Genomic DNA, 12,387 nt, shown 5'->3' with positions numbered 1-12,387 from the left:
CTCTGACGAGACGCTGCCCAAAGCGTTGGGCCGGGCCGCGCGTGCCGCGCGGCGGGTAAGTCAGGCGGTCGCGTCGTGCCACTGAGGGTCCGATGTTCCCAGCTTTGCGGCGGGCCGATCCCACTGCATCTTTGTTTGACCGACGCTGAGTGCGGGCTTCAGACGATGACCGGTGCCCCAACCCGAGGTTTCCGGGTCAGTCATGTAGTCTGTGTGCGTCGCATCGATTGCGTCTTGCCCGGCTTCGCTTTTGCCCAGGATGGCCAGAAGTTCCGCTGTTCGGGCAAGCGACAGGTGCCCCAGCATGGCGGAACTGCCGGATGCGGCCTCAGCCATGGCGGAGAGAACGGTCGCGGCCATCAGGTATCCGGTGGCGTGATCCAAGGCCTGCGCAGGCAGGGGTGTCGGTTTGTCCGAATTTGCCCATTCCATTCCGGCATGAGCAATTCCCGCGCTCATCTGAACAAGGCTGTCGAACCCACGGCGCGTGGCCCATGGCCCCTGCCAGCCATAGGCGTCCAGAGTGACCTCGATACGGTTTGGGGCCAATTCATCCCGTTTCGCTTTGCCCAGCCCAAGCGCGTCCAAAGCGCCGGGCCGGTAGCCGTGAACCAAGACATCTGCACGGGACAACAGCCCGTGCAATTTCTCCAACCCATCGGGGGTCTTGAGGTCCAGATAGGCACAACGCTTGCCCAGCGATATGTCGGGAATGATACCGGGTTCATCCCAACCGGGTGGATCGATACGCAGCACATCGGCACCAAATCCGGCCAGGGTGCGGGTCGAGACAGGGCCTGCGAGAACACGGGTCAGATCGAGAACCCGAAGCCCTGCCAACGGACGCGCGATCGTCGCTTCGGGTCGGTCGCGCAGGGTGACATGTCGCGGACCCTGCCAGTTGATCAGCGGATCGCGGGTGACAGCACGGCCTTGCGGGTGATCCAGCCATTCAGTCCGGCTTCGCATGGCGGCCGCGACGCCACCTTCGGCGATAATGCTGTTTTCTAGATCAGACACATTCATGCCGCGCAGCGCCTGCGTGACCGCATCACGATCTGCGGGGGTCCCCAGGACCTTCAAGGCGGCCGCACGGTGACGCGCAATATTGGTGTGCAACCTGATCCAACCGTCCGACGCGCGGTAGTCCCCTGCGATGGCGTCCCATAGGCTGGGCATCTCCCAGCCATCGGGTTTGAAAGAAAAGCGGTACCACAGCGAAGCGAGACGATGGTTGACTGTGACCTCGGGTTCTTTCTGTGACAGATTAATTGCCACCATCAACCGAGCCAGTTCTTGACCGACGGCGGCAAAGCTGGCTGTCGCCAGTTCAGACACGGCAAAGGCGCTGGGCAGCGCTCCGGTGCCCGTGGTGCGATAGCTGCCTGTCGCCGGAAGAGATGCAAGCAGGCTCATTGCTGATACGGGTCAAGGCTGTCGCGCAACCCGTCGCCGAGGAAGTTGAAAGCCAGCACGACAACGATGATGGGCAGCATCGGAATGGCCGTCCAGGGGTAGATCTCGATCGACGCGAGGTTCTGCGCGTCGTTCAGCATCACGCCCCAACTTACCGCAGGCGCGCGCAGGCCAAGGCCGAGGAAGGACAGCGCTGTTTCACCCAGGATCATTGCCGGGATCGATAGGGTGGCCGAGGCGATGAGATGAGACATGAAGTTCGGCAATAGGTGCTTGCGAATGACCCGACCTGAACTTGCACCCATCATCTCGGCGGCGCGGACGTATTCTTCTTCGCGTAAGGACAGGAATTTGGCCCTGACAGATCGCGCTAGCCCGGGCCAGTCTAGGATGCCAAGGATGATCGAGATGATGAAGAACACCGCGACCGGGCTCCAGTTTGATGGCACGGCGGCAGATAGGGCCAGCCACAAGGGCAATTCAGGAAGCGAGCGCAGAACTTCAATCACGCGGTTGATGGTCCAGTCGATGCGACCACCAAAATACCCGGCGATTGACCCAAAGAGGATACCAAGAAAGAACGAGACCGAGATGCCGATCAGGCCAACGGTCAAGGACAGTTGCGCGCCGTACAGGATGCGGCTGAAAATGTCGCGTCCCAGCCGGTCCGAGCCCCACAGGAACAGTGTCGTGTCATCAGGGGCGCAGAACAGGTGCGTGTCCGATGGGATGAATCCGGCCAGGCGGTATTCGGAACCTTCGCAGAAGAACTTGATCGGGCGTGGGTCGTCTGTGTCCGGCACAAACTTCCACTGGAAGGTTTCCAGATCTGCTTCAGCGGTTATCGGGTAGACAAACGGGCCGACGAATTCGCCCTCGTGGAACCAGTTGATTGACTGGGGCGGCGCATAAAGGTGCTCTCCGTTCCTGTCGTTGGGACCGTAGGGTGCGATGAATCCGGCGAATGGCAGCATCAGATAGCAAAGCAGCAGGAAGATACCCGAGATCAGGCCCAGCTTGTGCGTCCTGAATTTGCGCCAGACCAGTACCCAGTTCGGCGCATCCAGATCCGCGCGCTCCAGCTGCTGGACCGAGGCCTGAGGGTCGAAGGGTGCGTCATCGACGTATCGATTGTCGGGGCGGTCGGTCATGCTTCGCGCCCCTCGTATCGGATACGCGGGTCAAGCATAACCAGCAGGATGTCCGAGATCATGGTGCCGATCAGGGTCAGAAGGGCGACGAACATCAGGATGAACGCAGACAGGAACTGATCCTGTGTCTTCAGAGCCGTCAGCAGCGTCGGGCCGATGGTTTGCAGGCCCAGCACCACAGAGACCAGAACCGAGCCGGACACCATCGACGGCAGCAGGTTGCCAATGTCGGCCACAAACGGATTGAACGCCACGCGCAACGGATACTTGGTCAGCATCCGCGAGGGCGCCATGCCTTTGGCAATCGCGGTTTCAACGTAAGGCTTGCCCAACTCATCCAGCATATTCGCACGCAGGCGCTGCATCATCGCCGAGGCCCCCGACGTGCCGATGACGAAGGTGGGCACGATCAGGTGCAGCAGGATGGATTTCAGCTTGTCCCAGCTCATCGGTTCGCCTTCGAACCTGGGGTCCATCAAGCCGCCGATGGGAAGGTTGAAATACTGATGCCCATAGTAGAACAGTATCAGCGCCAGCAAAAAGTTCGGGGTCGCCAAACCCAGATATCCAACAAAGGCCGAGGTATAGTCGATCCATGTGCGCGAGCGTGCAGCGGCAAGCACGCCAAGGGGCAGGGCAACCGCATAAACGAACAGAATTGCGGCCAGATTGACCACCACGGTCAGCCAGAGTGTATCGCCCACGATCTCTGACACGGGTCTGTCAAACTCAAAGGACCAGCCATAGTTCCCCTGCAACAGGCCTTCGAACCCGTGGGGACCGGGCCAGAAGCCGATCCAGATCAGGTATTGCTCCCACATGGGGCGGTCCAGTGCGTATTCGGTGCGCAGGAATTCAGCCTTGGCCACACCCGCCGATTGGCCCGAGGCCTGAAGTTCGGCGATCTGGTTGCTCAGATAATCGCCGGGGGGCAGGTTGATGATGACGAAAACCAGAACTGAGACCACCAACAGGGTCAGCAGCATCGTGAAAAAGCGATACACCACGTAGCGCAGCATGACCATTTAGCTGCTCCTGTCAGTCGACCAAAAAGAACTCGTCCGGGCGATGAATGCCGAAATGCGCGCCGGGTTCCCAGGCCCACATGGCCTGTTCGGGTACGTTGCGCAGACGGTTTGACACGACGATGGGTTGCGGTGCGCCATTCAGGATGCCGATGGCAAACAGTTGATCGGCATGGATGTTCAGCATTTCAGTCCAGACAGCCCCACGCGCTTCATCGGTGGTGGCGACTTCCCAATCATGGGCCAGTTGCATCAGACGCTCTGCCGCAGGCATGTCCGGGGCTTCGCCGACCTCTCCGCCGGTCTGATAGAACTGTCCCCATTTGGGCCAGGACAGAAACACCTGATCGGTGGGCGCAAGATATGCAGGTGAAGTATGGGTCTGTGGCAGCCCGTCATCCCAGCCGAACCACACCGATGCCATTGTGTTTCCGGCAAAGACACGGTTGCGCAGGATGTCGCGGTCCAGCGGACGCATCACCAGATCGACGCCAATTTCGCGCCACGTGTCAGTGACGATCTGCAGGGCGTTTTCCACCTCTTGCCGTTCCCCGGCGGTTTCGATGATCAGCTCCATCGGGCGGCCATCCGGCAGCAGGCGAATGCCGTACTTGTTGCGCTCGGTCAGCCCGGCCTCATCCAGCAGGGCGTTGGCGAGGTCGGGATCGTACTGCGCCCAGGCTTGCGCATTTTCCTCGGTATAGAACGGCGAGGCAGGCAGAACCGACATTGCGCCCGGCTTGGCCAGTTTGAAATACAGCGCCTGATTGATGGTTTTGCGGTCGATACCCATAGACAGCGCGCGGCGGACCCGAACATCCCGCAGAACATCGCGCCAGACTTCGTCCACATAGTTCAGGTTCGGATAGATCGCGATCTGAGAGGCCACGCCGGTCTTCCAAAGCAGCGTTTTGTAGTCGCCGACCTTTTCGCCTTTCTTCAAAATGGACGCATCCCGGAACGACAGCCCGCGCCCCTGCAGATCGCTTTCACCGGCATTGGTCTTTGCCGCAACCAGCCCGGGGGCAACGATCTCCATCTCGACGATGTCGATATAGGGCAGTTGTACACCGTTTGAATCAATACGGTGGTAGTAGGGATTGCGCACAAAATTGTGTCGGATCTTCTTACCGGAACTTGCGTTCAGCCAGGGTTGCAAAGTGGGCAATTCGTGATTGTCGAATTTATACAGGTTGTCCAGTTTGTTATGAAGGGCGGCCCAGCTTTTTACTCGGGCATCATTGACTTCAAAGGCCAGCTTTTCGGAGTCAGCGAATTTTTCGTGATACTGCTTGAGAAAAGCTGAGGGCCGATAGATGAAAGGCGGGCGGGCCTGTGCCAGGGATTGCAGGAAATCAGGGTTGGGATCGTCCCATTCAAAGATCACGGTCTTCTCATCGGGAAAAGACACCGTTGGGGTCTTGCCCTCGACAATCAGGAAGTCGGGCGGGCCCGAAGGGCTAAGCAACTCGTTGTTTGCAACATCTTCCCACCAATAGCGAAAATCTTCCGAGGTAAAGGGCGACCCATCGGACCATTTGTGCCCTTCGCGCAGGTGCAGGGTGAATTTTCGATTGGCGTCAACCTCGAACGAGGCCAGCAGGTCAGGTACGATCTTGTAGTTCTCATCGAACCCGACCAGTCTGGCGTATCCATACACCACCATCTGGCGGATATCCTTGGAGCGGGTCACCATGGTCCGCAGCGTACCGCCGGGCGTTCCGAATTCCCGTCCTTTGGCGACCAGATCAACGACCAAAGGTTCTTTGGGCAGGCGCTCTGCCACTGGCGGAAGATCACCGGCATCCACTTCATTGGACCAGAATGCGCTTTCTTGTGGCGTAGGCGTCTCGGCATGCGCCGAAAGCGTCCAACCGAAGGCCAGCAAACTGGCCAGGATCAAAGGGCGAGTGGTCTTAAACATGGCAGCGTACCTTATGGCCCGGTTCCAATTCCACAAGCGAGGGTATCACGGTGTCAGAGAAACGGAAGGCTTCATCCCAACTGTCCGGCGCGCCGGCTCCCAGCGAGACCAGTTGAAGGTTGATCGGGCGGTTGATGTCGGGTTCGGGTTGAGCGGCAATCAGCGCCTTGGTGTAGGGATGGCGGGGATTGTAGAACAGCGTTTCGGGCGGGGCCTGTTCGACGATCAGTCCCCGACGCATCACAGCCACCTCGTCAGCGATGCGCGCGACCACGGCCAAATCGTGAGAAATGAAGAGGTAGGACAAGGTCAGGCTGTCTTGAAGATTTTCCAGCAAGGTCAGGATTTGCTCCTGTACGGAGACATCCAAAGCCGAGGTCGGTTCGTCACACACAATAAGCTGCGGGTTCAGCATCATGGCGCGAGCGATAGACAGACGCTGACGTTGCCCGCCGGAAAAAGCGTGTGGATAGCGTTTGAGCATATCTGCGTTCAAACCCACGCGTTGCAGCATCTCGGCGGCCTTGTCTCGCTGTTCGGAAACGGAACCGATCCGATGAATTTCCAACGGTTCGGTCATGGCATCCTGAATGCGCATACGGGGACTGAGCGAGCTATAGGGGTCCTGAAACACCATCTGTGCCTTGCGCTGAAACGCGGTGCGCTGCGCGCGGGTCATCTGGTGCACCGTGATCGGCGCGTCGCCTTGTGCGGTGCAAAACAGCACTTCTCCACCGGGGTCGGGCAGTTCTGCGCCCAAAGCTATTCGTGCCGCGGTGGTCTTGCCCGAGCCGCTTTCCCCTACGATCGCCAGTGTCTTGCCACGCGCGAGCTTCAGGTCGACGCCACGACAGGCGTGGATTTTCTTGTCAGACTGCCAGCCTTTGCTGGACCGCATCGTGTATGTTTTCGACACGCCCTTCATTTGCAGGATCAGGTCTTCGTCCGGCATCGGCAAGCCGACGGCGTCCTGATCCGGGATCGTTGGGGCTGCATCGAACAACTGCTGGGTATAAGGGTGTGCAGGAGCGGTCAGGATGGGCGCAGCGGGACCTGCTTCCATCACCCGGCCTTTGTGCATGACGACCACTTGCTCAGCCATATTTGCCACAACGCCCAGATCATGTGTGACAAGGATCAGGGCCATGCCGGTTTCACGCTGGAGTTCTTTGATCAGCCCCAAAACCTGCGCCTGCGTGGTTACGTCCAGCGCGGTTGTGGGCTCGTCCGCGATCAAAAGCTCTGGCCTTGCCACCATGGCCATCGCGATCATGGCGCGTTGGCGCATGCCGCCGGACAGCTCGAAAGGATAGGAGTCATAGGCGCGTTGCGGGTCCGGGAACCCGACGCGTTCGAACTGGGTCAGAACCTCCTTGCGGGCCTGCGCCTCGGACGCGCTGCGATGCAACCACAGCACTTCGCTGACCTGATTGCCGATCTTGTGAAGCGGAGAAAGCGAGCGCATCGGTTCCTGAAAGATCATCGCGATCCGGTTGCCCCGAATGCCACGCATCTCGCGCTCACCGATTTGCGTCAGATCCGCCACGCCATTGGAATCGTTCAGAGTAATCGAGCCGCTGCGAATCTGCGCGGTGCGGGGAAGAATGCGCAAGGCCGCGCGGCACGAAATCGTTTTGCCCGACCCCGACTCGCCCACCAATGCAAGCGTCTGTCCAGCCTCAACATCGAAATTCACATCTTGAACAACAGAGCTGCCCGTGCCAAAGCCGATGCTGAGGTCTCTGACGGACAACAACGCATTCATGCGGGTTTTCCACCCGTTTGGCCGCAAACTGGCATCGGCAGTGTTAGCTCCCCGTTTTTTGACACAGTGTCGCGCGGTTACACCCGACTCGTCAAATACGTTCTTAGGCTGAAATGTCGCGGCAATGTGAATCTTTCGTGTCCGAAGCTACACAATTACTTGCGTTTTTGTCATCAAGCCCTGAGCTTGCCGGTTTTATGCTGGCGCCAGGTATCAAAGAGAGAGGTCCCCGTGTCCGAAAACCAAAGCCGTCTGGATCTGTTTATCGACCGCATGGTGTCACAACGCACCTGCCTGGATTTTGCAATCGAAAAGACCGCAGGGATGGCCGGTCCGGTGTTTGAGTTGGGTTTGGGCAATGGCCGGACTTACCACCACATGATCCAGCATATTCAGAACCGCCCGGTTTTTGTGTTCGAGCGCGCAGTGGCGTCGCACCCAGACTCGACGCCGCCCGACGACCGCGTGATTCTGGGAGATGTGCGCGATACCTTGCCCGCCTCTGTGGAACGGTTTGGGGCAACTGCCAGTCTGATCCATGCCGATTTGGGTGGGCACAATCGCAAAAAGAACGATGCGTTTGCCCGCTTCGTATCGCCCCTGATCGAGCCGCTTCTGGCCCCAGGCGGGCTGATGGTGTCGAGCGACAGGATGTATTTTGACGCGCTCACCGAACTGCCCCTTCCGGAAGGGGCAGTTGAGGGGCGCTGCTTTATTTACCAGCGTTGAACCGATTGGCTTCGGCCCGGGTGATGGTGGCAGGACGACAACAACAGGAGGAACGTGATGCAGGCAATCCTGACACTGAACGCAGGCAGTTCGACCATCAAGTTCAGCGTCTATGGCGCCGGGGCCGAACCCTCATTGCTGTTGCACGGACAGGTGGACAATCTGGGTCCGGTCGCTCAGTTGGAACTGTCGGGCGACGGTCTGTCTGAAACGCGCGAGATCGGACCCGCCGACCACGCGGCCGGTGTTACGGCGATTTTGCAGGCGGTCGAGCCGTTGATACAGTCGCACCATATCGTCGGAGTGGGGCACCGCATCGTACATGGCGGTCAGACCTTCGACGGGCCCGTGGTTCTGAATGATCACGTGTTGACCCAACTTGATGCGCTGTCACCGCTGGCCCCGCTGCATCAACCCCACAATCTGGCGGCGGTGCGCGCGGCCCGCACGGCCTTTCCGAATGCGGTGCAGATCGGGTGTTTCGACACGTCCTTTCACGTCGGCCATCCTTTTGTGAATGATGCCTTTGCCATCCCGCGTCGTTTTTACGAGAAAGGCGTTCGCCGATACGGGTTTCACGGGTTGTCCTATGATTACATCACCGGAAAACTGGCTGAGGAATTCCCGGACTTGGCCGCGGGCCGGGTTGTGATTGCGCATTTGGGCAATGGGGCGTCGATGTGCGCCGTTTCCAACGGGAAAAGCATCGGCTCGACCATGGGCTTTTCCGCGCTGGACGGATTGCCAATGGGCACCCGCTGCGGTCAGCTGGATCCCGGCGTATTGCTGTACATGCTGCAACAGGGCCATAGCGTCGAGGCGGTCACACATATCCTCTACAAAAAAAGCGGTCTTCTGGGCCTGAGCGGGATCAGCCATGACATGCGTAGCTTGCTGGAAAGTGATGACCCGCATGCGCGCGAAGCCATCGCCTACTACGTCTTTCGGATCAAGCGAGAGCTGGGGGCAATGGCGGCCATTCTGGGCGGGCTGGATGCCATGGTGTTCTGTGGCGGCATCGGTGAAAATGCTGCGCCGATCCGCCAAAGCGTGCTTGAAGGGATGGAGTTCTTGAACATCCGCCTGAATGCCGATGCCAATGACAGCAATTCCACCGTGATCTCAGATGGCGGTGTGCCATTGCTTGTGATTCCAACGGACGAAGAACGGGTGATTGCGCGTGCCGTAGCCCGGGCGTTGACGTGAGTGCGCGAAAGGAGGAACCCGATGATCTTTTATGACTGCGCGACCGCTCCGAGCCCGCGCCGGGCACGTATGTTCATCGCCGAGAAGAAGTTGGACATCGAAACCCGACAGATATCCATCGCAGACGGAGAGCAACTGAGCGATGCGTTCTGCGCTGTCAATCCCAGAGCAACGCTGCCGGTTCTGGTGACGGATGAGGGCACAGTTCTGACCGAAAACCTGGGCATCGCGGCGTATTTGGAAGCGCGCTTTCCCAACCCCCAATTGATGGGGCGCACACCTGATGAGAAGGGCCTTGTCCTGATGTGGAACGCCATTGTCGAACAACACGGCGGTGCGCCCATTGCCGAAGCGCTGCGCAACGGTCATCCCGCGTTCAAGGATCGCGCTATTCCCGGCCCTGCACGTCACGCGCAAATCCCGGATCTGGCACAAAGGGGCCGGGACAGGGCGGCGGCGTTTTTCGACATGCTCGAGATGCGCCTGCAGGACAGCCCGTTTGTGGCGGGTGACATCTTTACCCTCGCGGATATTTCGACCTTTGTGTTTGTCGATTTCGCGCGCGTGATCAAAATGCGTATCCCCGAGACGCACGCGGCCACACTCGCGTGGTTCGACGGTATCAAAACCCGTCCCAGCGCCAGCCTTTGACCGGACTGCAATGCAACAGGCGGCGGTCAGCCCGTACTCGATACTGTACAGAAATGTCTAGACAGAGGTGAACAGTGCCTCTAGCGTCTCCTCAGAATCTGCTTGGGGAGGTCGGGATGAAGTCCCAGTATCGTGTCGTGATCATCGGGGGCGGCGTTGTAGGCGCCTCGGTTCTGTATCATCTGGCCAAGTTCGGCTGGTCGGATGTTGTGATGTTGGAGCGGCGGCGCCTGGCTTCGGGCTCGTCCTGGCATGCGGCGGGCGGTATTCACGCGCTGAACGCTGATCCGAACATGGCGTCGTTGCAGGCCTATACCATCGATCTACTCAGCGAGATCGAAAAGGAATCGGGTCAGAATATCGGATTGCACATGACCGGTGGCCTGACGCTGGCCGGAACGCCGGAACGCTGGGAGTGGCTGCAGGCGAACTATCGAATTTTCCAGTCCATCGGTATTGACGATTGCGAATTGCTAACACCGCAAGAGGCGCAAAAACGCTGTCCGATCATGTCGACCGACGGCGTTCTGGGTGCGATGTGGGCGGACCGTGAAGGATACATTGACACGACCGGCACCGTTCAGGCCTACGCGACGGCGGCGAAGAAACGGGGGGCTGAGTACTACGAAGAGACAAAGGTCGAAAGCCTTACGCAGACTGCGGATGGTTGGAAAGTTGTTACCGACAAAGGCACCATCACCTGCGAGCATGTGGTGAACGCAGCAGGCCTGTGGGCCAAGCAGGTCGGTCGTATGGCCGGGGTCGAGCTGCCGGTATCGCCGCTCAAGCACCATTACCTGATCACCGACAGCGTGCCCGAAGTGGCAGAAGCTGAGTTCGAGATGCCGATGACTGTGGACCTTGAAGGGTTCACCTATATGCGGCAGGACCAGAAGGGCGTTCTGGTCGGCATCTACGAGGTCGATCATGAACACTGGGCGATGGATGGTGCGCCCTGGAACTATGGTGAGGAGCTGTTTCAGGAACAGCTTGATCGGATCGAGAACGAGCTGACGCTGGGCTTTGAACGCTATCCCTCGATCCAGAACGTCGGCATCAAGACATGGGTGAATGGCGCGTTTACCTTTTCGCCCGACGGCAACCCTTTGGTCGGTCCGGTGCCCGGCAAGCGCGGCTACTGGTCGGCTTGTGCGGTTATGGCGGGCTTCCTGCAGGGTGGCGGCGTCGGCAAGACGTTGGCCGAATGGATGATCCATGGTGAACCCGAGGCCGACGCGTGGCCGATGGACGTGGCGCGCTATGGCGATTTCGCCCAGAACAAACGTTATATCCGCGAAACGACCGGCCAGTTCTATTCCCGCCGGTTCGTGATGACATACCCCAACGAACAGCTGCCCGCAGGCCGTCCGCTGAAGATGGCGCCAGCCCATGATGCGATGACCGAGGCGGGCTGCAAATGGGGTGTCAGCTGGGATCTTGAGGTGCCGCTTTACTTTGCCCCGAAAGGATTTGAAGAGACGCCGACGCTGAAACGCTCGAACGCGCACGATATCGTCGCCGAGGAATGCAAGGTGATCCGCGAAGGTGCCGGCCTTTTGGATATTTCCGGGTTCTCGCGGTTCGAGGTCAGCGGGCCGAATGCCGAAATTTGGCTGGACAAGGTCATGGCCTCGAAATTGCCCGCTCCGGGTCGTGCCAAGCTGGCCCCGATGTTGGGCGACAATGGACGGCTCAAGGGGGATCTGACCGTGCTCAACTGGGGTGATGGCACCTGGTGGATCATGGGCAGCTATTATCTGCGGGCCTGGCACATGCGGTGGTTCGACGACCATATGATTGATGGTGTGTCCCTGCGTGATCTGGGCGAGGAATACTGCGGCTTTGCCGTTGTTGGCCCTAAATCTCAGACGGTGGTCGAGAAGATGGCGGAACAGGACATCTCGGACCTGAAATTCATGGGCTGCGGTGATTTTGACATAGGTCTGGTGCGTGCTCGCGTTGCACGCATGTCGGTGACCGGTGAAAAAGGGTACGAGATCAACTGCCGCTATGGCGATCATATCCAACTGCGGCGCATGCTGCTTGAGGCCGGGGCCGAAGAAGGCATCCGCGAGTGCGGTTTCAATGCCATGTTGTCAACCCGGCTGGAAAAGAGCTTTGGCATCTGGTCGGCGGAATTCACGCAGCTTTACACGCCGGGCATGACCGGTATGGATCGCTGGATCGACTGGGACAAGGACTTCATCGGCAAAGATGTTGCTGTGGCCGAACGTGACGGCAACGGTCCCGCGCAGGTTCAAGTGACGCTGGAGGTGGACGCGCAGGACGCGGATGCCAGCGGGTATGAACCGATCTGGTCCGGAGACGAACGTGTGGGTTTCGTGACCTCGGGTGGTTACGGACACTATACTGGCAAGTCGCTGGCAATGGCGCTGGTCAACCGCGACAAGGCTGCGCCGGGGACAGAACTGACGGTGCATGTGGTTGGCGTCGAACGTCCAGCGCGAGTGGTTGCTCCGTCGCCCTACGATCCACAGGGCGCGGCGATGAGAGGCTGAG

General features: G+C 59.3%; 9 protein-coding genes. 4 read left to right on the top strand and 5 right to left on the bottom strand.

Annotation, left to right across the window (positions count from 1 at the left end; translation table 11 throughout):
• Positions 1-60: 60 nt before the first annotated feature.
• From ACR0L4_RS20580 to ACR0L4_RS20560, 5 genes are read right to left on the bottom strand one after another with little or no spacing between them, the layout of a single operon-like run.
• Positions 61-1,416: a CoA transferase gene (locus ACR0L4_RS20580; protein ID WP_170754036.1), complete on the bottom strand. Its 1,356-nt coding sequence runs from the start codon at positions 1,414-1,416 to the stop codon at positions 61-63.
• Positions 1,413-2,567, bottom strand: a complete 1,155-nt coding sequence (locus ACR0L4_RS20575) for an ABC transporter permease (RefSeq protein ID WP_480514866.1) — start codon at positions 2,565-2,567, stop codon at positions 1,413-1,415. Before ACR0L4_RS20575 ends, ACR0L4_RS20580 begins: the two co-directional genes overlap by 4 nt.
• A complete protein-coding gene (locus tag ACR0L4_RS20570) occupies positions 2,564-3,592 on the bottom strand; it encodes an ABC transporter permease (protein WP_170754034.1) in 1,029 nt (342 codons plus the stop codon). The genes ACR0L4_RS20575 and ACR0L4_RS20570 overlap by 4 nt, the downstream gene beginning before the upstream one ends.
• 13 nt (positions 3,593-3,605) lie before the next feature.
• Positions 3,606-5,516: an ABC transporter substrate-binding protein gene (locus ACR0L4_RS20565; RefSeq protein ID WP_480514865.1), complete on the bottom strand. Its 1,911-nt coding sequence runs from the start codon at positions 5,514-5,516 to the stop codon at positions 3,606-3,608.
• The gene (locus tag ACR0L4_RS20560) at positions 5,509-7,281 is read right to left on the bottom strand and encodes an ABC transporter ATP-binding protein (RefSeq protein ID WP_480514864.1); all 1,773 of its coding nucleotides are present in this window, start codon (positions 7,279-7,281) and stop codon (positions 5,509-5,511) included. Before ACR0L4_RS20560 ends, ACR0L4_RS20565 begins: the two co-directional genes overlap by 8 nt.
• 231 nt (positions 7,282-7,512) lie before the next feature.
• Between ACR0L4_RS20560 and ACR0L4_RS20555 the strand changes: the two genes are divergently transcribed.
• From ACR0L4_RS20555 to ACR0L4_RS20540, 4 genes are all read left to right on the top strand, one after another.
• The gene (locus ACR0L4_RS20555; protein WP_480514863.1) at positions 7,513-8,010 is read left to right on the top strand and encodes a class I SAM-dependent methyltransferase; all 498 of its coding nucleotides are present in this window, start codon (positions 7,513-7,515) and stop codon (positions 8,008-8,010) included.
• A 57-nt stretch (positions 8,011-8,067) separates the two neighbouring features.
• Complete coding sequence (locus ACR0L4_RS20550; protein ID WP_170754030.1) at positions 8,068-9,216, top strand: acetate/propionate family kinase; 1,149 nt, start codon at positions 8,068-8,070, stop codon at positions 9,214-9,216.
• 21 nt (positions 9,217-9,237) lie between these two features.
• Complete coding sequence (locus ACR0L4_RS20545; protein WP_480514862.1) at positions 9,238-9,867, top strand: glutathione S-transferase; 630 nt, start codon at positions 9,238-9,240, stop codon at positions 9,865-9,867.
• 116 nt (positions 9,868-9,983) lie between these two features.
• The gene (locus ACR0L4_RS20540) at positions 9,984-12,386 is read left to right on the top strand and encodes a GcvT family protein (protein ID WP_480514861.1); all 2,403 of its coding nucleotides are present in this window, start codon (positions 9,984-9,986) and stop codon (positions 12,384-12,386) included.
• Position 12,387 lies beyond the last annotated feature (1 nt).

It is taken from the genome of Ruegeria sp. AB5, from assembly GCF_056542645.1.
The sequence above is the reverse complement of the archived record's forward strand: the minus strand, read 5'-3'. Positions and strand labels throughout refer to the sequence as shown.